The organism is Pediococcus inopinatus, from assembly GCF_002982135.1.
Classification (GTDB): Bacteria; Bacillota; Bacilli; order Lactobacillales; family Lactobacillaceae; genus Pediococcus; species Pediococcus inopinatus.
In genome coordinates, this window is the sequence record NZ_CP019981.1 from 188,403 (window position 1) to 213,069 (window position 24,667).

Sequence of the window (24,667 nt, forward strand, 5' to 3'; positions counted from 1 at the left end):
TGAAGGCGAATTGATTAGCATAACAAAGGAGGAAAAATATGAATGAGCGAGTAACATTTGCTAAAAAAGTACTAGAGTTTAATAAAGAGTTATCACACATTTCTATAGACTTACCTGAGGGCTTTAGAATTGTGAATCCATACAATGGAGAGCAGAGAGAAGCTGTCCATCGTATAACTACTACGTTCTATCAGAAATATTTTAACGATACTTTGCCTCGTCGATTAATACTAGGGAGTTCTCCTGCACGGCGCGGGACTGCTAGAACAGGAATCCCCTTTGAGGATGCAGATCATCTTAAAAAAGAAACCGGGATTCTGATTGATAATTTTCACATCAACCAGTCTTCGTCGAATTTTTTATACGATGTCATAAGTAACTATGGTGGAAGCAAGAAATTTTATGCTAATTTTTATTTAAATTTTGTGTGTCCATTAGGTTTAACTAGAATAAACGCAAAAGGAAATGAAGTAAATTGTAATTATTATGAAAGCAAACAGGTGCAGAAGCTTTTACTACCTTTTATTGTACGCTCGATTCGTCGGCAAATTAACTTCGGAATAGATACATCTGTGTGCTACTGTATCGGGAGTGGGGAAAATTACAAAGTATTAACAAAAATCAATAATGACTATCATTTTTTTAAGACGATCATTCCGCTAGAGCATCCGCGTTTTATCATGCAATACAATTCCCAAAATAAAGATAAATATATGGAAAAATATATCACCGCCTTAAGGCGCGATTAATATAGATAATTTATTAGTGACCGCAGTTGCTGGAGAAAAAAGATTACATTTAGGAGATGAAATTGTTGCGATTGACGGGGATTCGATAACGGAATTGGCAGAAAAATATAAAGAGCAACTAGATCTAATTGGAGAGCGGTAACGCTGGGATTTATTGGGCGGCTGAAGAGATGACCATTAAAACTATTAATAAAGCTACAAAAAAATTAAGCTTAATTAATATTTACCTAATTATCAAACAGAGCAGTCGTTTAAAAAATATCGCAGACATTTGGTTACATGAAATTAACAGATTTTTTTGACCCTGATGATGTGAAAAAAATGATTAAGAATAATCAAATGCAACTATCTCCAATTTGATCATGAATGTGTAGCGGGAGTGTTGAAGATCAAGCTTTTGAAAAATATATTGACCAGACCTTAGAACAGTATTATCTAAAGAATGGGTTTATATAGGTTTAACTTTTCTATTTTGGTGTGTTGTATGAAACCAGCAGCTGTTTTATTGATCGAGATGACCTAATTGGTGGTAACGAATATTATCTTGAACAAATAAAATAATGTTGGAAAATTGTACTTGATTTAAAGAAACTGATAAATAAGTCCAAAAAAAACGTTGAGAATTTAAATTCTCAACGTTTTTGTAGACAGTATTATCTGTAAATAATTACAGGTTCCGTTGCCGAAGTATTATCCCAAACCAATTTCATTTTGCTTGGGGGATTATTCAAACAACCGTGTGAGTGATACGTATCACGGTAACTTGGATTTCCATAAACCTTGGCCGGTTGCCATGGGCTATCGTGCATTCCCACGCCATCTTCCGTTAATGGCTCCCAATAAGAAACTTTACTAGAATATTTTGAACCGTTATCGTTGTTCCCTGTCAAAGTTGAAGGGCTCTGTTTGTACAGAATGTGGAACAACCCAGTTGGAGTCTCATGATTTCCTGAAAGGGTCCCACTCATAACCGGAATATCGGCTTTTTGTTTGCCATCAACATAAATATATTCATGTAAGGTAGTCAAATTAATTTCAACCCGGGTTGATCCAATTGCAGTGGAACGATTGTAACTAATATTTTGGCCAGAATAATTTTTCATATCCACAGTCGCGTTTGTTTTAACAGAGGAATCAATAAACTTCTTAGCCAACATTGCGGCTTCTGCATTTACATTGAGTGACCAGCCATAATTTGAAGCTGTCGATGTATTGGTTGAAACTGTCTTGTTGCTGTTTAAAAGCTTTACACTAATGACTTTACCCTGAGTGCTGTCAGAATTATTAATAGTTGTTAACTCAGCCTTTAAAGCAGATAAATCAATCGATGGTGTGCTACCAGGAGTTGAATTGACCAAGTATTTAGAACCACTTAATTTGTAATCCTTGCCACCTACGTGATAAACCAAGGTTTTTGATAATCCTTGCTGCAAAGCTTGTTTTGATTTTTCTGCACTAGATGTTGCGGCCTTGGTAGCTTTCACATAGTTTGTGCTGATTTTAATATCTTGGAGTTTGTTAACTTGGGTCTTATATTTGGCGAGAACTTTCGCGGCATCCACTTGAGTACCAGTTTTGCTAGCTTGTTTTTTAATGGCGCCATTCTTTAAATAGTAAGACGTCGGTTGTGCAACAGTGGCACTTTTATTATAAGCAGCAACAGCCTTGGTAACTTGATCTTTCAATGAAGTGTTTCGATAAGTCAGAGTTGTTTTAGAATTGCTGACGTCAACGGCTGCTTTCGAAGTGAACAATCCGTGGTGTTTTGTTAATTCAGATTTTATCTGAGCTTTGGTTACTTTGTCCAATTGTTGATCTTGTCCATCAACTAGTAATTTATTGTTTAGATAAACGCGATTGCTCACGGTAGAAGAAGAGTTCGCAAGCTTCTTTTCAGCCTGATTCACCGTTAAACGGGAAACGGATTGTCCGTTAATAATAGTGCCTGGCGCAAAATGAGTTTGGCCATACTGCCAAGCAAACACGCCACCCCCGATAATTATGATAATCAACACTGAAACAGTCCATGCTAACCAATGATTTTTTTTGGTCACTTTAGTTCTCCCCAAAATTTTAAATTTCTGAAACGTCTTGAGTAATTATGAAGCGTGGTGTAAAGGAAGTCAATGCAAAAAGCTTACTTTAAGTAAACTTTGATAATTACTCGAAATTGGGACTTGATTTCTTATGGTACAATTATCATTGTGGCATTTTTTCGATTTACATAATTATAAAATAAACTTTTTAAGGTGGTTATTTAATGAATACTTTTGATAAACCTGATCAACCGGTCGACCAAAATGGCCGTCCATACAATCGCCTTGCATTAGTTTTTACGCTGTTAGTTGGGACATTTAGTACTTTTCTAACAACAACGATGCTCACGACTGCTTTTCCGACGTTAATGAAATCATTTAATATTTCAACAACGACTGTCCAGTGGCTAACGACTGGATTCATGCTAATGATGGGAATTGTTATTCCGATTACCGGCTTCTTTCTGCAACGATTTTTCCACCCTCAAAACGAGGGGCAGCAATGGGCACAGCTGGACTGGTTATTGGCTTAGCACCAGCGATTGGGCCAACATTTTCTGGGTGGGTCCTTATGAACTATTCCTGGAGAATGCTATTTCTCGCCATTATGCCTATTTCATTGCTAGTTTTAATCATGGGATTTTTCACTCTACGAAAAGTATTGCCTACCAAAAAGGCGCCCGTTGATTGGTCTTCCGTTGCACTTTCCATGGTTGGATTTGGGGCGATGCTATTCGGATTTTCATCAGTAGGAACTTATTCATGGACCAGCCCAGTGGTTTACGGAACTTTGATCCTCGGGGTTGTCGTAGTGGCAATTTTCATTATGAGATCTTTAAAGATCAAGAATCCGCTATTACAATTTAAAGTTTTTGAACATTCAGATTTTACTTTATCCGCAATTTTAGTATCTATTTCAAACATGTCCATGAACGGTTTTACCCTTGTTTTACCTTTGTATCTCCAAACAATCCGTGGGGAGTCGCCATTAGTTTCTGGACTGACTCTATTACCAGGTGCGATTACAATCGGGGTTATGAATCCAATTACAGGGCGGATTTTTGATCGTTTAGGAGCTAGAAATATGGCCATCGCTGGGATGTTTTTACTAACATTAACAACTGCGGCCTTTATTCCGATTACTGCTGAGACACCGGTTTTCTATCTGGTCTGCTTGTATGCAGTGCGGATGTTCGGAATTTCAATGGTCTTGATGCCGATTACGACAACCGGGATGAATGCATTGCCCCTTAATTTAATCGGGGATGGAACGGTGGTCAATAATACGGCGCGCCAGGTCTTTGCTTCAATGGGAACAGCCATCTTAGTTTCTGTGATGGCTAGTGTGACGCTAAATCATATGCCTTCTCACGCGATTGCGAAAGCTACTCCAATCTTGTTTCAAAAACTGTCATCAAATGCAAATGTCATTGGGTTTAGATATGCCTTTTTCATTGCAACTTGTTTTGCGTTAATTGGGTTGGCCTTAACCTTCTTCTTGAAAAAAGACACACGGGAGGCATATTAATATGATTGTTATTTTCTTAATTGCTGGTGCCTTAATTTTTGCGATCAGCATGATTTTTATCCATCCGGGTGTCAAAAAAATCATATGGGTGTCGATTGGATTGATTCTCAGTATCGGTGCCGTAGTGGTCATGACCCTAAATTACAATACTTTTTTGGGAATGAAAAAGGTTAGTCAAACGCAAACCTATCCGCTGACATCAAGCGTGAAAGGACAACATGCGCTTGCTTATCAACAGCTGGGGACCAAGAATGAACGTGTTTATTTTTATGCGACAAATCCAATGCAACAAAAGTTAGCCAAAACCAATCCAAGTACTGGAACTGCAAAAGTGACGCATAATTCTAAAATGAGCCAAGTTAAGATTACGCGCACTTATCGAGTCTATCGAAATGATGGGTTACGAATTTTATTTAGTAATGGGATTCCTAATCATCAGTTTGTCAGCCAAAATTATGAATTTAGATTAATGAGTGGTTGGAAACTGAAGAAAATTGCGGTACAAGATAAGAAAAGCTAGAAATTTTACTTAAAAGCAAACAAAAACGATGTGTAAGTGTAAACTCACGCATCGTTTTTAATTTAAATAAAAAATCTCTCCAGAATTCAGAGAGATCGAGTGCATTTATGATTTAACAGCAATATCACTAACTTTTGGCAATTGGGTGACAAATTTTTGATACGCGGATTCTTCATGAGTTTCTGTAATTGCAACGTTGTCTAAGTCTGCTGCATGTAAATCAGCTTCAGAAATCTCAATGTGATGCGTTACGGTAGCATTTCCAGTTAAATCGATCGTGTACGTATTGCCAATTTGATGAACAATCGTTTTGACCATGCCACCCGGATTATAAACGGTAATTTCTTGTTCAAAATGGCCTTGATCAGGGTGGGTGATTGCAAAGGCTAAACTAGTGGCCGACATGCCAGTTCCACAGGCATTTGTAAACCCAACACCGCGTTCATACGTGCGCACAAAAAGTTTATTGTCCTCAAGAATTTGAGCAAAGCTGACGTTTACACCATCTGGAAAATAGGGATTTTCCGCATTTAATCGTTTGCCTAAAATTCCTAAATCATCGGATGCTAATTCTTCGGCAGAAACGAAGCTGATTAGGTGGGGATTAGGAACCGCGATAGCTGTAAATTTAAGATTGGGAAGAAATTCGGGGACTGGTTGATCAATTAATTTCTCAGTATTTAAGTTTTTAAATGGTAATTTTTCGGCTGCAAACGAAACCGGCGAAATTTCAACGCTAAAGGCGGGCACACTGGTTGCAAAATTGCCGGATTTACTAACTTGTAGATCAGCGTTTAATGTTTGAACCTTAAATTGGTCTATATTGGATTCTTGAGCTAAATAGCGTGAAACGGTCCGTAAACCATTTCCACACATGGATGCTTCACTACCATCCGCATTGATGACACGCATTTGGGCTGCTACGCCTTCATGATTTGATTGATCAACTACCAAAACGCCGTCAGATCCATTCAAAATACCGGTTTGCGGATCGGCAATCTTTTTAGTGAATTTTATTAGTTCTTGATCGGAGAGCCGAGTTTTTAGTTTGGTTTGATCTAACAAGAAAAAGTGGTTTTCTGAGCCATGGACTTTATCAATTTGCATGGGTGTTGCTCCCTTCGTTACTTTTTAGCGTGAAAAATTGTTGATAAATTTGTTTAACAGCTTTTTTGGCGTCCGCCCGCTCTGTGCCTAACATGATGGAAATCCGAGAAGCACCTTGATTGATCATGTGGACGCCAATATTATTTTGAGCAAGAGGACGAATGATATTTTCAATTGTCCCAATTTTAGAACGCATGCCTTCACCAACGACCATAATAATGGCGTAGTCGTCAATCCAATCGAGTTGGTCGGGGTGCAGTGTATTTTTGATATCATAACACATTTCATGAATTGTGTGGTCATCTAGCTGTTGCTTATCAAAAATGATCGTTAAATCATCGATCCCAGAAGGCATGTGTTCATATGAAACATCATATTTGTACAAAATTTGAAGGAGTTTTAATGTAAATCCCACTTCTTTATTGAGCAAATAACGATGCAGATATAGGGCAGCAAAGCGATCAGAACTGGCAACTCCGGTAATCGTATGTTTTGGCTGGAAATTTTCTTCAGGCACAATCAGAGTACCAGGTAGCTCTGGGTGATTGGTATTCTTGACGTTAATTGGGACTTGGCCTTCAATGGCTGGAATGATGGCCTCATCGTGAAATACCGAGAAACCAGCATAAGAAAGTTCACGCATTTCGCGGTAGGTCATCTTTTTGATTGCCTGGGGATGCGCTACAATTCGAGGGTCGACTGCATAGATGGCATTTACATCTGTAAAGTTTTCGTATAAATCTGCATGAAGACCGCGAGCTACAATGGCGCCTGTAATGTCGGAGCCACCTCTTGAGAAGGTGGCAATTTGGCCATTGGGCGTAAAACCAAAGAAGCCCGGGAAAATAAGTTTTTCACCACCAAATTTTAAATGGGCAAGATTGTCATAGGTTTCCGGGCGAACAGTTGCATCGCTTGGATCGTCGGTTACGATAATGCCAGCTTCAAACGGATCAACAAAGCGGGCTTTAATATCGAGTTGATTTAAAACACTAGTTAAAAGCATCGCGTTTAAACGTTCACCATGAGCTTTAAAGGCGGCCATCAGATAAGCATTGCTGGGATAATCTTCATCAGGTAAAGATTTTAATTTGGTAATGATTTTTTGAATTGGTCTAGCTGGTAAACTAAAAAATTGACCAATGGCCTCGTAGCGATCCGCAATCATTTTTATAACCGGCTTTGCATCCGTATGGTCAATAACTGCTTGTGCATAGCTAATTAGAAGATCGGTTACTTTGGTATCGGTGGAAAAACGTTTACCGGGGGCTGAAACAACGACTATTTGTCGCTTAGGGTCAGCCGTGATGATATTGATAACTTTTTGAAAATGGGGACCGTCTGCCAGCGAGCTTCCGCCAAATTTTACAACATTCATGATTAGTTATGCCACTCCTTAAAATAAATTAAAAAAGATTTTATTAGAATTTGATTAGTTATTGTGAATTTTAGCATTAAATCTATGAATAGCAATAAAAAAATTTGATTTAGGACTTAATTTCCACCGGAAGGGTTGACTATCTGTGAAAAGTATTATAAACTTTTTAATAATTTAAGAGGTTGCAACCAACATGAGTCACAAGCTGAGTTTCTATCAAACTTAGAAGCTTGTAAAAGGGGCGGTTGCCGAAGCGCTGAATCTGGATAGAGATTTAGTTAGCTGGGACGCAGTTTAAGAGACTACGGACTGTCGCAGCAAAACATGTCGGCTGCGGGGCGCTATCGACAATTGATACAGAATAACGAGAACTTAATTCTGGGATATTTTTGTTTGCGCAAAACAAAAAGATTCCTTTTTTTATTTTAAAATGGCAAAATAACAGGAGAAATACAATGGATAAGCAGTTAGGAATTCAAAAAATTAATGCAGCGGGACATTTAACAATTGGTGGGATTGATGCTGCCGACTTGGCACATCAATTCGGCACACCATTGATTGCCTATGATGTTGCGAAGATTCGCCAACAGATTCAAAATTTTAGTCGGGTGTTTGAAGAAGATCAAGTTGCCTATGAAGTGAGCTACGCCAGCAAAGCGTTTGCGACAGTTGGCATGTTTCAAGTTGTTGCCCAAGAAAAAGGGCATATTGACGTCGTTTCAGGTGGAGAATTGTATACGGCTATTAAAGCGGGATTCCCGATGGACAAAATTAGTTTCCATGGGAACAACAAGTCGCGGGCCGAACTGGAAATGGCAGTTGACCAGCAAATTGGGGTCGTAATTTTAGATAATTTTTATGAAATTCAATTACTTAGTGAAATTTTGGCAGAAAAGGATCAGACCATAAACGTCATGTTACGTTTAACTCCCGGAATTTCTGCCCACACGCACAAGTACGATCAAACTGGTCAAGAAGACAGCAAATTTGGTTTTGATATCCAATCGGGGCAAGCTGAAGAAGCTTTGCAACAGGTTTTAGCTAATCATCGTATGACGATGCTCGGAATTCATGCCCATATTGGCTCACAGATTTTTGAAGTTGAAGGATTTGTGATGGCGGCCAATAAATTAGTTGATTTGGCAGCAGATTGGCAAGCCAAGTTTGATTTGGATATTCAGGTTCTAAATGTAGGTGGTGGGTTTGGTATTCGTTACACCAAAGATGATGATCCAATTGCACCAGAAAGGTTTGTTGATGCGATTGTTAAAGCGGTTCAAAAACGAGTTGCACTTCGTCAATTGAATATGCCTGCAATTTGGATTGAACCTGGCCGCTCCATTGTGGGTCCTGCCGGTTACAGTTTATACACAGTAGGTTCTCGAAAAGCAGTTCCGGGACACTTACCATATGTAACGGTCGATGGGGGCATGGGCGACAATATTCGTCCGGCTTTGTATCAAGCAGATTATGAAGCTGTTTTAGCCAACCGGGCCGCTGATGAAAATGAAGAAACGGTACGAGTAGCCGGAAAATATTGCGAATCCGGGGATGTTTTGATTCAAAAACAGGCGTTGCCAAAATCTCAACCTGGGGATACCTTGGCAATCTTATCAACCGGTGCTTACGGGTATTCAATGGCCTCCAATTATAATCGGAATCCGCGCCCGGCCGTAGTGTTTGTCGAAAACGGGCAAGCCAAAGTGGTTGTTAAACGAGAAAGTTACGAAGACCTGGTGAGTTTGGATCAGGATTACATTTAGATGTCGTATAATAGAAGAAGAGTAAAAATAATTTTTTAAGGTTGGCTTAATCCGGCAATCTTAAAATATACATACACACAAAATTCGAAGGGTAGGTTCAAGATATGGCACAGTTAGACGCACGTGAAATTATTGATTTTATTAGTAATGCTAAAAAGAAAACGGCGGTGAAAGTTTACTTAAAAGGTAACTTGGATAAACTTGATTTTCCGAACGTTATTCAAAGTTTTGTAGAATCCAAGGCTGGAACAATTTTCGGTGACTGGGCCGACGTAAAACCTTTTCTTGAAGCAAACAAAGCAGTAATTGATGATTACGTTGTTGAAAATGATGGTCGCAATACGGCTGTACCTTTGTTGGACACCAAAAATATCAATGCTCGTATTGAACCAGGTGCCATCATTCGTGATCAAGTTGTTATTGGTGACAATGCCGTGATTATGATGGGAGCCTTAATCAACATTGGTGCAGAAATCGGTGAAGACACGATGATTGATATGGGCGTTGTCATGGGTGGTCGAGCAACGGTTGGTAAACACGCACACATTGGAGCCGGAACAGTTTTAGCAGGGGTTGTTGAACCGGCATCAGCTGAACCAGTTCGGATTGATGATGATGTGATGATTGGCGCAAACGCCGTTGTTTTAGAAGGAGTGCATGTCGGTAAAGGCGCAGTTGTGGCAGCTGGTGCGGTTGTGACCAAAGACGTTGACCCTAACACGATGGTAGCCGGAGTTCCTGCTCGCAAGATGAAGGATATTGACGACCAAACACGATCAAAAACAGAACTAGAGGACACGTTAAGAAAGCTGTAAGCCAATGGAAAATAAAAGCCAAGAACCGCTAACAGAGTCGCAACTAATTCAAATCTATCAGGATTTACATCAAATCCCAGAGTTAGCAATGCAAGAAGTTCAAACGCATGCTTATTTAGAAAAAATTATTCGTCAATTTGACCAAACAAACTTAGAGATTACAACGCCAGCGCAAATGCCAACGGCCCTATTAGTTTTAGTTCATGGGAGTGCGCCAAAACGAACCGTTGGTTATAGGACAGATATTGATGGTTTGCCAGTAAAGGAAGAAACGGATTTGCCGTTCGCTTCAACACATCCAAATGTGATGCACGCTTGCGGACATGATATTCATATGTCAGTTGCTTTGGGCACACTGAGTTATTTTGCCAGTCATCAGCCTAAAGACAATCTTTTGTTTTTCTTTCAACCAGCTGAAGAGAGCTTGAATGGCGGAAAAACAGCTTATGAAAAAAATGTGTTTACTGGTAAATGGCGTCCTGATGAATTTTATGGACTCCATGATAATCCTGATTTACCAGTAGGAGCAATTGGCTGTCGGATGGGCACATTGTTTGCTGGCACTACCGAAGTTGATGTTGATTTTTATGGCAAAGGTGGCCATGCAGCATTTCCCCAAGATGCTAACGATATGGTTGTGGCTGCTAGCCAGTTTATTAATCAGGTGCAAACGATCGTGTCACGAAGCGTGGATCCCATCGAAGGCGGCGTAATTACGTTTGGCAAGTTTGAAGCTGGAACGATTCGCAATGTGATTGCGGGCCGGGCCCATTTGGAAGGAACCATTCGCGGTTTGACGCAAACGATGATTGAACACATTGATCAGCGGATCAAAGAAGTTGCGAATGGGATTGCCCAGAGCTATCAAGCAACAGTGGAAGTGAAACTTAACCAAGGTGGTTACTGGCCAGTTGAAAATAATTCGGCTTTAACGAAAAACTTTATTTCCTATATGAAACAAGCAGAGAATGTGCAATTTGTTGAAACGCAGCCGGCAATGACTGGAGAAGATTTTGGGTACCTATTAGCGAAGTTTCCAGGGACCATGTTTTGGCTGGGAGTTGAAGATGCCTCACAGTTGCATTCAGCCACATTAAAACCGAATCTAAAAGCGATTCAGCTTGGAGTTAGTGCCATTACGGGATTCTTACTAGATCGAATGAATAAATAATCAATATGAAAGGAAATAAAATTATGTTTAAAAATGCAGATATTTTAACTGCGATTGTGACGCCGTTTGATGATCAGGGGCAAATCGATTTTCCGGCTTTAAAAACATTAACCAATCATCTTTTTGATACTGGTAGTCGGGGCTTTATTATTGGTGGAACTACAGGGGAAACTCCTAATTTAACGCATGATGAAAAAATTGAATTGTATACCCGGTTTGCTGAAATCGTTGATGGACGAGGACCAATCATTGCTGGGACTGGTAGTAACAACACCTTAGAAACGGCCCGTTTCACTAAAGAAGTTGGCCAAATTAAGGGCATTCATATGGCTCTTGTGGTTGTCCCTTATTACAATAAACCTAATCAACGCGGGATGGTTGCTCATTTTACAACTGTTGCCGATCAGTCACCAATTCCAGTTGCAATTTATAACATTCCTGGTCGAACGGGTGTCACCATGCAAAATGAGACGGTTGTTCAGTTAGCACAACATCCAAATATTCAGGCGGTTAAACAGTGTACTTCCTTAGAGGATTTGGAATACTTAGTTCAAAATACCCCAGATGATTTCATGGTCTACACAGGTGAAGATGCACAAACATTACCCGGGATTGCGATTGGCGCAAACGGGGTGGTTTCTGTAGCGGCGCATATATATGGAAAAGATATGCGCGCAATGTTGGATGCCCTTTATGAGGGTAACAGAGAGTTAGCGGCAAGTTTACAACGGCGTTTGACCCCTAAAATGGAAGCTTTATTCCTTTATCCATCACCATCACCTGTTAAGGCTGTTTTGAAGGCCCAAGGATTTCAAGTGGGCGGTAGTCGTTTACCGATCTTGCCATTGAATCACGAAGAGCGCCAAACATTGGCAAAAGCTTTGGGATTAAATGAGGAAGCCTTGGAAATAACTGATTTAGGCGAGTTAGGAGTTGCAGATGATTAAAATAATTATTGCGGGATTTAATGGTTCGATGGGCCAAAAAGCCGTCAAACTTGTGAATGACACAAAAGACTTTCAATTAGTTGCTGTATACAGCCCGGTAGTCACTGATTTACAGCCAGCCAGCTATGATTTAGCAGATGAGGTTCAGGTATTTAATGATCTTACGAACATCAAGACGGATGCCGATGTGTGGATTGATTTCAGCACACCAAAAGCAGTTTTTGAAAATACTAAATTTGCCTTGGGTCATCAAATTCGCCCGGTAGTGGGAACGAGTGGTTTATCGGATCAACAAGTTGAAGATCTCAAAGCCTACGCAAAAGATCAGCATATGGCTGGACTGATTGTGCCTAACTTTGGAATTTCGGCCGTTTTGTTGATGAAATTTGCAAAAGAAGCTGCTCAATATTTCCCTGAAGCAGAAATTATTGAAATGCACCATGCTGATAAAATCGATGCTCCTTCAGGGACTGCTTTAAGTACTGCAAAACAAATTAGTGAAGCCCGTGAGCCCCAAGCGGCTGATAATGCCAAGTTTGAAGAAACCTTACCAGGTGCTCGTGGTGGTAATTATAAAGGGATCAGAATTCATTCAGTACGGTTACCAGGATACGTGGCTCATGAACAGGTTTTATTCGGTAGTGAAGGAGAAGCCTTAACGATTCGTCAAGATTCCTTTATCCGCGATTCCTTCATGAAGGGTGTGGAAGTAGCCGTTAAAAATGTCGGGAAACTATCTGAATTGGTCGTCGGTTTAGAGAACGTTTTATCGTAAAAATTAAGGAGTGGTAGAATGCCAAAATTAAATGCAGCTTTAGAAAATCAAGTTAATCAACGTTTAGATTCGATCGGGCCATCTGGGATTCGTGCTTTTGACCAAAAGGTGACAGGTATTCCTGGACTAGTTAAATTGACTTTGGGCGAACCCGGTTTTAACACCCCAGAACACGTCAAAGAGGCCGCAGTAGAGAGCATTCGTAATAATGATTCTCATTATTCGGCTCAAAAGGGAACTCCCGCATTGCGAAATGCCATTAGTGGATTTCTAAAAACTCGTTACGATTTGGATTACGATGCAGATACGGAAATTGTCACTACAATTGGGGCCACAGAGGCCTTAGCCGCCAGCTTAATGGCAATTTTGAACCCTGGTGATAAAGTCATTGTGCCAACCCCAGCGTTTGCTTTGTATGTGCCCTTGATTACTATTGCAGGTGGAATTCCGGTTGAAGTAGATACCTCAAACGATAACTTTGTGCTAACGCCACAACGTTTAGAAGAAACCCTTGCCAATGAAGGCGATGCTGTTAAAGCAATCATCTTGACCTATCCGAATAATCCAACGGGTGTGGAATACACAGAGGCTGAATTACAAGGGTTAGCAGACGTGATTGCTACAAAACAAATGTTTGTTATCGCAGATGAAATTTATAGCGAACTTACATATGATATTACCCATCATTCAATTGCAGCAATGATTCCAGAACAAACAATTTTAATTAATGGTTTGTCAAAATCACATGCCATGACTGGATATCGAATTGGTTATATCGCGGCCCCGGCTGATTTTGTTAAAAACGCAGCTAAAATGCATGCCTTTTTAGTCACAGCGCCTTCAAATCCAGCCCAAGCAGCAGCTGCAGAAGCCTTAGCAAATGGCTTGGAAGATCCTCAAAAAATGTGTGTGCAGTATAAAAAGAGTCGGGACTATGTGATTGATTGCTTAGATAAATTAGGTTTCGAAACGGTTCCACCAAAAGGTGCCTTCTATATTTTTGCCAAGATTCCAGCGGCCTTTACGCAAAATTCAGTTGATTTTGCGACCGAGCTTGCTCAAGATGGCAAAGTTGGTGTGATTCCAGGAAGCGCGTTTGGACCTGGTGGTGAAGGCTACATCCGTTTATCGTATGCGGCAAGTGTGGAAGATTTGCATGCTGCAATGACAAATATGAAGGGTTTCATGGCTGCTAAAACAAGTGTGGCTTAGGTACTAAAAATTCATCAAGTAAAGAGGAAAATTAAATGGGCGAATATAATGTGGCTATTTTAGGTGCAACAGGTGCTGTCGGAACGCGTTTAATTCAACAGTTAGAGCAATCTACTATTCCAGTGAAATCAATAAAATTTTTAGCTTCAGCAAGATCAGCTGGGAAACAATTGAAGTTCCGGGATGCACCAGTAGTGGTTGAAGAAGCTAAACCAGAATCTTTTGAAGGTGTTGATTTAGTATTGGCATCTGCAGGTGGGGATGTTTCCAAGCGTCTATTGCCAGAAGCGGTTAAACGGGGTGCTGTTTGTGTGGATAACACGAGCGCATTTCGAATGGACCCTGCTGTGCCGTTGGTTGTGCCTGAGGTCAATGCGGAGGCTCTTAACCGACACCATGGGATTATTGCTAATCCAAACTGTTCAACGATCCAGATGGTGGTTGCGTTGGAACCCATTCGTAAGGCATTTGGATTAAAACAAGTGATAGTATCTACGTATCAGGCTGCATCTGGTGCGGGTCAACAGGCTTGGAACGAGATGAATACCCAAGCTCAGGAACATTTAGATGGCAAAGAAATGCAAAGTACTATTTTTCCTGTAAAGGGTGGGGCAAAGCATTATCCATTGGCTTTTAATCTCTTACCTCAAATTGATGTTTTTGAAGATGATGGCTATACACATGAAGAGTGGAAAATGATCCATGAAACAAAGAAAATCATGTTGGATGATATGGATGCCCCAGATATCAAGGTGACGGCAACTTGCGTCCGCGTTCCGGTTGGAATTGGACATGGCGAGACGGTGTACTTTGAGGTGGCTGATCCAAAGCAGGCGAGTCGCGAGAAGATTCAAGAAGCATTGGCAAAGGCTCCTGGGGTTGTGTTGCAGGATGATCCAGACCAACAGTTGTATCCACAACCGATTAATGCAGAAGGCAAACGAGAGACGTTTGTGGGCCGAGTGCGTGGTGATCAAGAGAATCCAGGAAGTTATCATATGTGGGTGGTTTCGGATAACTTGTTGAAGGGTGCTGCGTGGAATACGGTGCAGATTGCGGAGAAGTTGGTGGAAAAGAAACTAGTGAGAATAAAGTGAGCGTAACAAATCGTTAGACCAAAAAATATAAGCAAGGTGGAAGCGGGATCGCATCCCGCTGGGAACCTTGCTTATATTTTTTGGTTTGATTTGTGGAGCTGTCCTCAAGTTTAGCGGAAAAAATTAAGGCAAGGCGGAGGTCGGGATCGCATCCCGGCTGTGAACCTTGCTTATATTTTTTGGTCTGATTTGTGGAGCTGTCCTCAAAACGACGCGAAATATTAAAAAACTATCGCCTTGGTATAGAAGTAAAAGACTTCTATACCAAGGCAATAGTTTTTTCTGATTTTATTTCCGACGTCTCTAAAAAATTGACAACTAGGAGAATAAACACAATTTATCAGCATTTGCCAGGCTTATTCAAACTGAATTATGGCTTGATATAGCGATATCCTTGGTCTTGAAGCTGTGCCAAATCAATGATGCCGGCCGGCACAACTTTGACGGCTCGGGGTAACTGACTTGCCTGAATTTGATGGCTATTCATTGCATTTTGACAAGCATGGAAGCTCACCAAGTCTTTTGCGTTTTCAATGAATCGACCAATTTCCGGCGTTAAGTAATCACTAATGGCTGGGCCGTTTACAACAACGATCAAATCAATGCGTATCTGTTGTTCTTTGGAAAAATTAATTGCATTTTTTATGTTTGAAAGGGCTGATTGCCATTTCTCACGTTCATCAATATGAAAAACAATTTTCATAGCTTAGCCTCATTTCTTTACGCTAGTTCCAGTTTGATAATTAATTGTATAACCAGATTCAATATTAAAAATATAAACATTGAAATGAACAGCATTACTACCAATCGATTGACCTTCCATGTGAATCCCACGAGCAACTAATTCTGTTCCGCGGAAGACAGGGGTCACACGATAGCGAACGTAATGATTTTTATTTTCCTTAACGTAGGCGGCTACTTCGTTTTCGTAAGTGGTCATTTCGGGATCATTTAAAGAACGCGTACCAGTCATTAAATTTTTAGCGTTATTATTTTGACCAGTCAATTGATAGCCGATTAAATGACATCGATTGTATAACCAACCGTTACTTGTCCGTTTATTATGCCAACCAGTGGGATCAACATCCAATGATTCACGTTCTGTTTTTGGCATGAGGCGCTTGTTCAAAAGGGCATTAGCGGCGGAAACGCGATTATAACTATCCAAATTGCCATATGTTTGCCAGGCGCCACGGCTAGTTGAGAGGTCAGTATTTGAAAAATCAGGCTCATTTTGATTAATGGTAATTGTTTGCTGTCCGGCATATTGCTTAGTGGCTAATTCAGCCTGACTAGTCGAAGGGGTACTACTTGTTTTACTGGTGTCTGATTGTGATTTGGCAATTGATAAATGAAGACTGCCTGCTTTCTTTTTTAAAGAAGATGAGCGTGACGAAAGGGTGCTTTCCAATTTGCTGTTTTTAGATTCTAATGAAGTTGCCAGTTTAGACGCATTTGAGTCAACCCGGGTTACCACTTTGGTCGACATAACATCTTTTAAATGATTAGACTTGTGGCGCGCATATGTACCTGCCTGATTCCAACTCAATAACAAGGTAATGATTGCTAGAAGAGCGAACCAAAGGCAGTCCTTACGTTGACGGAAGGCCACAATGATGGCGAAGAGACCAATAATTAAAAATATAATTCCAATAAACATACTCAAATTCTCTCCTGACTATCTTTTGGCTTTTCGATATCCTGCGGCTTGAGCTTCAGCCTCGGTATTAAAATAGATCGCGTTTTTGTAACTCATATGGTAGCCGGCTTGATCGGGTGTATGGTAAATTTTAGAATTTACATTGCCGACAATTTTTTGAGTATTCCCAGTGTCTAAATCGCCTTGAGTAGAAGTGCGGTTGGCTTTGGTGGAACTCGAAGCCTGAGCTTGCTGAGATGCTTTTTTTGCCTGCTGACTTTCTGACACACTGTCTGCTTTTTGTGAAGCAATGGACTCAGAAGAAGCCGCTTTTTCTGAAGAGATAGCTTCAGAGGAGACTACTTTTTGTGAACTAACTTTGTCGACCAGCTTTTCAACGGACTTAGATTGCTTGTCTACTTTTGAAGAATCTTTTTCGAGCTGGTAGGCTTGAATTCTGGCAGAAGCCAAATCTTTTTTACCCACAGTTTTAGTTTTGTAGATTTTTTTTACAGGTGGTTTGGCAGTTGATGGAGCCGGATTAGTGCTCTGAAATCCAAAAATTGATACACAAAAAATTAGTAATGCGCACAAAAGAAATGTTTTATTTCTTTTATTTGGCACATGAAAAAGCAAATGATGCGTAACTTTATTGTATAGGAAGATAATCTCCAAAATTATCATTCCTAGAAAACTAAGTGCGAGTAACCCCGCAAAAAAATTATTCATAATAAACTTCACTCCCTATTAACTATCATACCTGGCTGTAGGACGCAAAACAATAGGGAACACTGGAGATAGACGAATTTGTACGAGTCGTTTTGTTTGTAAGAAAAGGGGATTCCTGTTAAGCTTTATGTAATGTGTTTTATCAGTTTGGTTATTAAGGGTACGGAGTTCTAAGAGCGTCACTCCTTTCGTAATTGGCTTGTGGGATACAAAAATTTTTAAAACGCGCATTGCGCAAGGAGGATTCATTCACATGGAAAAAGGAAAAGTTAAATGGTTTAACCCTGATAAGGGATTTGGTTTTATCAATCGCGAAAATGGTGACGATGTATTCGTTCACTTCTCAGCTATTCAAGGCGACGGCTTTAAGACATTGGAAGAAAACCAAGAAGTTACTTTCGACGTTGAAGACAGTGACCGTGGACCACAAGCTGTTAACGTTCAAAAACAGTAAAGCTTTCGCGCCTGATAAGTTACTTCTTAGGCAAATTAAAAAGCGAGGTTTTATTTATTAAATATTCTGACAAAGAATGCAAAACAGAACAACATACGTTATTAGAAGATTTAGAGGCTGAATTCGGCTCTAATGTCGATGTCTACTAAAGCTGGGCGTACAAAATAACCCCTGTAATTGTAAAATTACAGGGGTTATTTTGATATAGAAATGAACTACTTTTTCTTTAAAGCACGATCAAACTGATTTAACCACTTAGAAGCGCTCACCGTTTTGTAGGGCTTTGTGCTTAAAACCAGTTCATCCAAGCTAATTTGATAGATTGAATGAAGTTTGACTAAATCATCTAAATTTGGTTCCGCTTCGCCGTGTTCCCATTCAGTAATCAAATCAGGACTAACTTCTAATTATTTGGCCAAGGCGCTTCTTGTGTAGCCGGCCCGTTTGCGTTGCCTAATAAGTTGATCTGCAAAGGTCATTGCGGGTCCTCCTTTTGTTGCAAATTCCGCGAAAGTTTTTAGATATGTTTTGAGATGTTGTATTGAGTACCGTGATGGTTCTTAGTTGCTGGGTCAACAGCATCTTTGACATAAAAGACCAAATAGTCTTCGTCACTTTTGGGATCTGTAGCAATGACAATTTCATGGGGCGTTTTATCTTTATTTTTGTACAGCTGTCCGCTTCGAATAGCCTCATTATAATCGTGAAAATTTCCTAAAGAGTCTCCAGGATTGAAAAGTACAACTTCGTTTGCCATGAAAACAACTCCCTTTTAGATATATTTCAGATAGATTAAACAGTGCAAGTAAAATTTTTAGTAGCTACCATATCGCTCATTGTCCAACTTAAATAAAATATATACTAGAATGTTATAGAAAGCAAAAGATTCGACTGATTAATTGCCGAATCTTTTGCTTTCTATAATAGATTTAAGATTTCACGTTTGTAGGCTAAGAAATCAGCACTGAGATCAAATTCCGGCTGTTTCTTTAAATCTGGCTCAATCGTAATTTCTTTAGTAATGGAGGCCGGACGACCGCTTAAAATGTAAATACGATCTGATAACAGAATGGCTTCATCAACATCATGGGTGATTAGCAGGGTGGATAAATCAATTTTTTTCATTAATTCAAGATACCAACTGTGAACTTGACGTTTGGTGATTTCGTCTAAGGCACTAAAAGGTTCATCCAATAATGAGACTTCTTTTGAGAACATGTAGGTTCGCAATAGAGCAGCTCGCTGCCGCATCCCGCCAGATAAAGCACTTGGATATAAGTTTTCAGTTTTCTCTAAACCGAAAATTCCTAAAAAAGGAGCTGCCTTAGCTTCCGCTTCTTTTTTAGGAATGTTTTGCATAAGCGCTGGTAAAATGATGTTTCCCATGATTGTTCGATAGGGAAGTAAGAGATCCTTTTGCAACATATAACTAATATGTCCAGTGGTATTAGTGATTGTCTGATTTTCAAGCAGTACCTGACCGGATTGAGGAGCTTCCAGACCGGCAACGATATTAAACAGGGTAGTTTTACCGATCCCGCTAATTCCGAGAATGCTGACTAGTTCGCCTTGATTGAGGTGGATATTCACATCCGAGAGAATTTTTCGTTCTTCATAGTTTTTAGTGATGTGCTGTGTTTGCAATAATACCATAGTGAAAACCTCATTTTGGAAGATATTTATTCGTGAATCCTTGATCTTTTTTGAGTTTTACGGAAACTAAATTATGTTGATTTAGCCAAGTATAAAACCCGTTCCAGCGATTTGCACTGATTTTTCCCCATTGGGTTGAACCAAGAGAATACTGCTTAGACAGATAAGCTTGACTGGCATATATGAGTTTACGATTACTTTTGAGTTCTGGAACCTGGTCCATTAAAATATCAGCTGATTGATGAGGGTGTTTAGAAGCGTAATTATAGCCCTTCGTTGTGGCTTTCATGAAGTCTTTGGCAACTTGGGGATTCTTCTTTAAAAAGCTATTGTTACTGATTAGGGTTGGTGTGTAATAATCGAAAACTTTATTCAAAGATCGAAACGAGAAGTAATTAATTGGAAAGTTTTTAACTTTAGCATTTTGACCGGCCCATCCATAAAATACCCAAATATCGTCTGTCTGTTTTGCCTTTAACGCGGCAACTTCATCGGTGATGTTATTCGGAATTAACTTTAATTTTTTGTAGTTACCGTTATCGTCATTAACCACCTGTTTGATCGTTGCCTGTTCAATGGGCAAATCCCAGGTAGAATAGCGTTTTCCCATCATTTTTTGGGGAGAGGTAATGTCATCGGCTTTTCGCGACATAATTCCAGAGGTATTGTGTTGAATAATCCCGGCAATGGTAGTGATTGGTAATGGATTCTTTCGAGCAATCGCGCCTGCAAAAGTATCTTGAGCAGAAATACCAAAGTCAGCCTTGCCACTAGCAACAAGCTGTTCCGCACCATCTTTAGGTGGTTGGATAAATTTTACATTCAAATGATATTTTTTATAGTAATCTTTTTGTTTTGCCACATACATCCCAGTGTGGTTGGTGTTTGGCGTCCAGTCTAAAACGACCGTAATTGTCCGGTTTTTGGACTTGGTTTGTTTAGACTGACATCCACTGAAAATCACAATCAAAGAAAAACTGAACAGTACGATTAGCCATTTGCGTCCATCTTGTTTCATTTTTTGGTTACCTCCCAGGGCATAACTTTTCGCTGAACATAAGATACGAGCCAAATGAGCAGAAGACTTAATGCCGAAATCAGAAAAATTACGGCAAACATTTTATCATAGGCGTAAGCCTTCATGACGCGGGTCATGTAAACCCCAAGGCCGTTAAATCCGCCTACCCATTCAGAAACGACTGCGCTGACGATCGCATAAGATACAGAAATTTTCAAACTAGCAAAGAAATGATTTAAGGAACTAGGAAATTTTACATAATAATATAGTTTCCATTTGCTAGCTCCCATGGTTTGCATGAGTTTAATTAAGTCTGGGTCCGTGGAACGAAAACCAGTCAGCATCTCAACTGCGACTGGAAAAAACGTCGTAAGAATAACCAAGACAATTTTTGGCAACATTCCATAGCCGAGCCATAAAATGAGTAAAGGCGCGATTGCCACGGTTGGCACAGTTTGGCTGATTACTAATAACGGATAAACAGCTTTGTAAAGGGGGTTAAAGAGATCCATCAAGATAGCAATTAGCAAACCGCCACAAATACCCAATAATAGGCCCCAGAAGGCTTCTAAGAAAGTTACCCAAGCATTACTCATGAGCAATGAAAAGTCACTCACAAACGCTGTAACAACGCTTAGTGGGGATGGCAGAAGGAAAGTTGGAACAAGTTGAAAGCTACTGATGAGCTGCCAGACAATTAATAACAATAGAATAACGATGGCTGGTAAAAAATTAATGTTGATACTTGTCTGTTTTTTCATGAATTCCTAAAACCTTACCTGCTGATTTATAGTCAATCTTAACGTAAGTCATCACTTGGGGTGCACCTGCATCCGCGGCAATTTTTGTGATGTTTTTAACGATTTCCATTAACTGATCGTAATCGCCTTCGATGGTGGTTTCAAAGGCACCGACCACGTAAGTAACTCCGGTTGATTGAATGTATTCAATTGCTTTATCGACAACGGCGACGACCTTTTTGTCGTCCTCTAACATTGGTAATACTTGAATTGCGACACTTGTATTCATAATTGCGATCCTTTCTTGATGCAAAATAAAAAGCCGACGAGTTTTCGCCAGCTGATTCAGGACATAATTAAATTAATTATCATGAGATTTATCCAAATCAAATAACAATTAAGGTTAAAGACTTCCTGCGCTGGCATTATCCATATCAGGTTCGAGGGTCAAAAACCACTAGTTTTTATCTCAGCCGGATTGGATCCAGCACCCCTGTATTAAATATGAGTTTAGTATAGCTATAAACGTCATTTTGAGCAACTAATTTGTTATGTGGGTATGTGTCAAGATTTAATAAGTGTGCCGCTAACTAGATTTTATTTAAGTTTTTACCTGTTTTTAGTTTCGTTCCGGCGCTGATGTGGGGCCGTGTGGGTCGCTTGCAAGCTAACTTCTCGCCCTTCAGGCCAGAAGTGGATCTTTCCAGTCTTCCCATGTCACTAAGCGATAAATCGCCAAGTGACATCGACACACGCTCTCATCAACGCCTCCACTACACCTCTTATTCAAGTTTCACGAAATTACCCATGGCGTTGCTGTACCTAATTAGAAGATTAACGGGCGCCTCGTGTTTTGAAAAGGGTTTTTTTCCACTTTCCTACTAAAACTTTACACTAATGTTGTGTGGAATTGTCGGAAGCTTTTATAAAAAATGATAAGAAAAATAAAATGAATGTTTTTGGTCTATACCCTTGCATTTCAAACGGAGAGATTATATAATTGGGCTATACCAATACGAATGATATTTTGCGGAAGCAAAATAGACATTAAAAACGAAAAGGAGCCAGTTCGACTAGTCGTTTTACGGCGTAGTGAGAATGGACATTCGTTTTGAGGATAAGATTTTGCGGAAGCAAAATAGACATTAAAAACGAAAAGGAGAGTAATTATGCAAATTATTATTGTTAAAGATGAAGTTGAAGGCGGCCAAGAAGGCTACAAGATTTTTGCGGATGCAAAGAAGAATGGTGCTCATGTTTTTGGTTTAGCTACAGGTAGTACACCAATTACTACGTACAAAGATATTATTGCTAGCGACCTTGATTTTAGCGATTCAATCTCAATTAACTTAGATGAATATATCGGTTTATCCGCTGATAATGATCAAAGTTACAATTACTTCATGCACAAAAACTTGTTCAACCAAAAGCCTTTCAAGACATCATATTTACCAAATGGATTAGCAAAAGATATTGATGCTGAAGCAAAGCGTTATGACAAAGTGATTGAAGACAACCCAATTGATCTTCAAATTTTAGGCCTTGGCCGTAACGGTCACATTGGTTTTAATGAACCAGGCACTTCACGCGAAATCGGTACACACCGTGTTTCTTTAACACAGTCCACAATCGATGCTAACGCGCGTTTCTTCGAACGTGAAGAAGATGTTCCTAAGGAAGCTTTATCAATGGGCTTAGCTTCAATTATGAAATCTAAACATATTTTGTTGGAAGCATACGGCGCAGAAAAAGCTGATGCAGTTAAGGGCATGATTGAAGGCCCAGATTCAGCTGACTTACCTGCAAGTATTCTTCAAAACCATGACAACGTGACAGTTATTCTTGATGAAGCTGCTGCAAGTAAATTAACAAATAAATAATTAGCTATTTTGATTTGAAAAGATTCATCCTATCCGGTGTTTAGGCCAAATAGAATGGATCTTTTTTAGTTTTAAAGTTTATGTTGCTTAGCTATTTCGTTTTCATATTCATAACAATAAGGTATAATTTATGTGAGTAGTTATTGAGAATTTATGCTAAGCGCGTTAGAGTTGTTCTAGACACAATTATTAACCTAAATTAGTAAAAACCTAGAGAGTGTGAGTGGAGTAAAACTATGGAAAAAACAATTTCGATTAATGCTGGAAGTTCATCATTTAAATTCAAGCTGTTTGAGATGCCAAGCGAAAAGGTTTTGGCAAGCGGGCAGGTGGATCGAATCGGTATTGACGGTTCTACGTTTACAATCATTTATGGTGATCAGCAAAATATTCGTATTGAAAAACCAGTTAAAAATCACGAGGTGGCAATTAACATTGTCTTGAATTCCCTCATTGATTTAAAAATTATTAAAAGCTTTGACGAAATTACCGGCGTCGGCCATCGCGTTGTAGCTGGTGGTGAAATCTTTAAAGGTTCTGTGCTCATTACAGAAAAAGTGATTAAACAAATTGAGAGCTTGTCGGAATATGCGCCGTTGCATAATCCAGCCAATGTAATGGGTATTCGGGCAATGCAAAAGGTCCTTCCCAATGTGACTAGTGTTGCCGTGTTTGATACTTCGTTCCACGAAACGTTGCCACCTAAGAATTATTTATATAGTATTCCGTATGAGTATTATAAAGATTACGGGGCTCGGAAGTATGGGGCTCACGGAACGAGTCATCAATCCGTGGCTTTAGATGCCGCTAAGTTGCTTGGGAAACCGTTAAGTTCTCTAAAGATGATCACCTTACATCTGGGGGCGGGTTCTTCGATTGATGCAATTTTGAATGGTCAATCATACGATACTTCAATGGGATTTACGCCAGTTTCAGGAATCACGATGGCAACGCGTTCAGGTGATATCGATGTTTCATTAGTAAATTATTTAATGGAAAAACTCCAGATTACCGATTTTTCTGAAATGATTAAGATCTTGAATACCAAATCGGGATTGTTAGGTATTTCGGGCATTTCGTCTGATATGCGTGATGTTTTGGAAGCAAGACATAAAAGTCGCCGGGCCGAATTAGCCGTGGAAATTTTTGTGAATAATATTGTGAAGTATATTGGCGCCTACATTGCCGAAATGCACGGAATTGACGTATTGGTATTTACAGCAGGAATTGGCGAAAATGGGATGCTGATTCGTAAAATGATTGTAGATGAATTGGATTACTTTGGTCTTAAAGTTGATGACGAAAAAAACCAAGTCCAAGGTGAACTACGCGACATTAGTACAGCTGATTCTAAGGCAAAAGTATTGGTTGTTCCTACAAATGAAGAATTAGCGATTGCCCGCGAAGTTGAGCGTTTTAAAAAGGGTACTAAAGCATAAACTGTTTGTTAAACATA

The 24,667-nt window shown here is 39.7% G+C and carries 25 protein-coding genes, 1 pseudogene and 2 riboswitches; of the genes and pseudogenes, 14 read left to right on the top strand and 12 right to left on the bottom strand.

Annotation, left to right across the window (positions count from 1 at the left end):
• Positions 1-38 precede the first annotated feature (38 nt).
• Complete coding sequence (locus PI20285_RS00930; RefSeq protein WP_057773389.1) at positions 39-749, top strand: uracil-DNA glycosylase family protein; 711 nt, start codon at positions 39-41, stop codon at positions 747-749.
• A 16-nt stretch (positions 750-765) separates the two neighbouring features.
• Complete coding sequence (locus PI20285_RS11990) at positions 766-891, top strand: hypothetical protein (RefSeq protein WP_269451348.1); 126 nt, start codon at positions 766-768, stop codon at positions 889-891.
• A gap of 511 nt (positions 892-1,402) precedes the next feature.
• Here the strand turns inward: PI20285_RS11990 and PI20285_RS00935 are convergent.
• Positions 1,403-2,803, bottom strand: coding sequence for a L,D-transpeptidase (locus PI20285_RS00935; RefSeq protein WP_057773390.1), 1,401 nt, complete (start codon positions 2,801-2,803; stop codon positions 1,403-1,405).
• A gap of 206 nt (positions 2,804-3,009) precedes the next feature.
• On the opposite strand from PI20285_RS00935, the pseudogene PI20285_RS00940 reads away from it, so the two are divergent.
• Positions 3,010-4,313: pseudogene (locus PI20285_RS00940) on the top strand (MFS transporter).
• 1 nt (position 4,314) lies between these two features.
• Positions 4,315-4,833, top strand: a complete 519-nt coding sequence (locus tag PI20285_RS00945; protein WP_057773391.1) for a DUF4811 domain-containing protein — start codon at positions 4,315-4,317, stop codon at positions 4,831-4,833.
• A gap of 105 nt (positions 4,834-4,938) precedes the next feature.
• On the opposite strand, the gene dapF is transcribed toward PI20285_RS00945, so the two are convergent.
• Together dapF and PI20285_RS00955 are read right to left on the bottom strand one after the other, a co-directional pair.
• Positions 4,939-5,940 (bottom strand): diaminopimelate epimerase, encoded by a 1,002-nt coding sequence (dapF, locus tag PI20285_RS00950; protein WP_057773392.1) that lies wholly within the window; start codon positions 5,938-5,940, stop codon positions 4,939-4,941.
• Positions 5,930-7,318 carry an aspartate kinase gene (locus tag PI20285_RS00955; protein ID WP_057773394.1) on the bottom strand — a complete coding sequence of 463 codons (1,389 nt, stop codon included), beginning with the start codon at positions 7,316-7,318 and terminating at the stop codon, positions 5,930-5,932. Before PI20285_RS00955 ends, dapF begins: the two co-directional genes overlap by 11 nt.
• A 168-nt stretch (positions 7,319-7,486) precedes the next feature.
• A riboswitch (Lysine riboswitch) is annotated at positions 7,487-7,670 on the top strand.
• Between the two features lie 103 nt (positions 7,671-7,773).
• Between PI20285_RS00955 and lysA the strand changes: the two genes are divergently transcribed.
• From lysA to PI20285_RS00990, 7 genes are all read left to right on the top strand, one after another.
• Positions 7,774-9,081: a diaminopimelate decarboxylase gene (lysA, locus tag PI20285_RS00960; RefSeq protein ID WP_057773395.1), complete on the top strand. Its 1,308-nt coding sequence runs from the start codon at positions 7,774-7,776 to the stop codon at positions 9,079-9,081.
• 104 nt (positions 9,082-9,185) lie between these two features.
• Positions 9,186-9,896, top strand: a complete 711-nt coding sequence (dapD, locus tag PI20285_RS00965) for a 2,3,4,5-tetrahydropyridine-2,6-dicarboxylate N-acetyltransferase (RefSeq protein WP_057773397.1) — start codon at positions 9,186-9,188, stop codon at positions 9,894-9,896.
• A gap of 4 nt (positions 9,897-9,900) precedes the next feature.
• A complete protein-coding gene (locus PI20285_RS00970) occupies positions 9,901-11,067 on the top strand; it encodes an N-acetyldiaminopimelate deacetylase (protein WP_057773399.1) in 1,167 nt (388 codons plus the stop codon).
• 23 nt (positions 11,068-11,090) lie between these two features.
• Positions 11,091-12,014 (top strand): 4-hydroxy-tetrahydrodipicolinate synthase, encoded by a 924-nt coding sequence (dapA, locus tag PI20285_RS00975; protein ID WP_057773401.1) that lies wholly within the window; start codon positions 11,091-11,093, stop codon positions 12,012-12,014.
• The gene (gene dapB, locus PI20285_RS00980) at positions 12,007-12,789 is read left to right on the top strand and encodes a 4-hydroxy-tetrahydrodipicolinate reductase (protein WP_057773403.1); all 783 of its coding nucleotides are present in this window, start codon (positions 12,007-12,009) and stop codon (positions 12,787-12,789) included. The genes dapA and dapB overlap by 8 nt, the downstream gene beginning before the upstream one ends.
• A gap of 18 nt (positions 12,790-12,807) precedes the next feature.
• Complete coding sequence (locus tag PI20285_RS00985) at positions 12,808-14,001, top strand: aminotransferase class I/II-fold pyridoxal phosphate-dependent enzyme (protein ID WP_057773405.1); 1,194 nt, start codon at positions 12,808-12,810, stop codon at positions 13,999-14,001.
• 35 nt (positions 14,002-14,036) lie between these two features.
• The gene (locus PI20285_RS00990) at positions 14,037-15,098 is read left to right on the top strand and encodes an aspartate-semialdehyde dehydrogenase (RefSeq protein WP_057773407.1); all 1,062 of its coding nucleotides are present in this window, start codon (positions 14,037-14,039) and stop codon (positions 15,096-15,098) included.
• Between the two features lie 370 nt (positions 15,099-15,468).
• Here the strand turns inward: PI20285_RS00990 and PI20285_RS00995 are convergent, their stop codons facing one another.
• The 3 genes from PI20285_RS00995 to PI20285_RS01005 are packed head-to-tail and all read right to left on the bottom strand — an operon-like array spanning position 15,469 to position 17,466.
• A complete protein-coding gene (locus PI20285_RS00995) occupies positions 15,469-15,801 on the bottom strand; it encodes a DsrE family protein (RefSeq protein WP_057773409.1) in 333 nt (110 codons plus the stop codon).
• Between the two features lie 9 nt (positions 15,802-15,810).
• A complete protein-coding gene (locus PI20285_RS01000; protein ID WP_057773411.1) occupies positions 15,811-16,758 on the bottom strand; it encodes a DNA/RNA non-specific endonuclease in 948 nt (315 codons plus the stop codon).
• Between the two features lie 18 nt (positions 16,759-16,776).
• Positions 16,777-17,466, bottom strand: coding sequence for a sunset domain-containing protein (locus PI20285_RS01005; RefSeq protein ID WP_057773413.1), 690 nt, complete (start codon positions 17,464-17,466; stop codon positions 16,777-16,779).
• Positions 17,467-17,719: 253 nt separating this feature from the next.
• Here PI20285_RS01005 and PI20285_RS01010 point away from each other — a divergent pair, with 253 nt between their 5' ends.
• Entirely contained in the window at positions 17,720-17,920 is a 201-nt protein-coding gene (locus PI20285_RS01010; protein WP_057749326.1) for a cold-shock protein, read from the top strand.
• A gap of 215 nt (positions 17,921-18,135) precedes the next feature.
• Here PI20285_RS01010 and PI20285_RS11575 read toward each other — a convergent pair whose 3' ends face one another.
• The 6 genes from PI20285_RS11575 to PI20285_RS01035 form a co-directional block, all read right to left on the bottom strand.
• On the bottom strand, positions 18,136-18,309 hold the full coding sequence (locus tag PI20285_RS11575; protein ID WP_156406509.1) for a helix-turn-helix domain-containing protein: 174 nt from the start codon (positions 18,307-18,309) through the stop codon (positions 18,136-18,138).
• A gap of 128 nt (positions 18,310-18,437) precedes the next feature.
• Entirely contained in the window at positions 18,438-18,677 is a 240-nt protein-coding gene (locus tag PI20285_RS01015; protein WP_057773416.1) for a hypothetical protein, read from the bottom strand.
• Between the two features lie 161 nt (positions 18,678-18,838).
• Positions 18,839-19,573, bottom strand: coding sequence for an ABC transporter ATP-binding protein (locus PI20285_RS01020; RefSeq protein WP_057773418.1), 735 nt, complete (start codon positions 19,571-19,573; stop codon positions 18,839-18,841).
• Between the two features lie 10 nt (positions 19,574-19,583).
• On the bottom strand, positions 19,584-20,591 hold the full coding sequence (locus PI20285_RS01025) for an ABC transporter substrate-binding protein (protein WP_057773420.1): 1,008 nt from the start codon (positions 20,589-20,591) through the stop codon (positions 19,584-19,586).
• Positions 20,588-21,352, bottom strand: coding sequence for an ABC transporter permease (locus PI20285_RS01030; RefSeq protein WP_057773422.1), 765 nt, complete (start codon positions 21,350-21,352; stop codon positions 20,588-20,590). The genes PI20285_RS01025 and PI20285_RS01030 overlap by 4 nt, the downstream gene beginning before the upstream one ends.
• A complete protein-coding gene (locus PI20285_RS01035) occupies positions 21,324-21,620 on the bottom strand; it encodes a thiamine-binding protein (RefSeq protein ID WP_057773424.1) in 297 nt (98 codons plus the stop codon). Before PI20285_RS01035 ends, PI20285_RS01030 begins: the two co-directional genes overlap by 29 nt.
• A 105-nt stretch (positions 21,621-21,725) precedes the next feature.
• Positions 21,726-21,836, bottom strand: a riboswitch (TPP riboswitch).
• 664 nt (positions 21,837-22,500) lie between these two features.
• On the opposite strand from PI20285_RS01035, the gene PI20285_RS01040 reads away from it, so the two are divergent.
• Together PI20285_RS01040 and PI20285_RS01045 are read left to right on the top strand one after the other, a co-directional pair.
• Entirely contained in the window at positions 22,501-23,211 is a 711-nt protein-coding gene (locus tag PI20285_RS01040; protein WP_057773426.1) for a glucosamine-6-phosphate deaminase, read from the top strand.
• A 236-nt stretch (positions 23,212-23,447) separates the two neighbouring features.
• On the top strand, positions 23,448-24,650 hold the full coding sequence (locus PI20285_RS01045) for an acetate/propionate family kinase (protein WP_057773428.1): 1,203 nt from the start codon (positions 23,448-23,450) through the stop codon (positions 24,648-24,650).
• Positions 24,651-24,667: the final 17 nt, after the last annotated feature.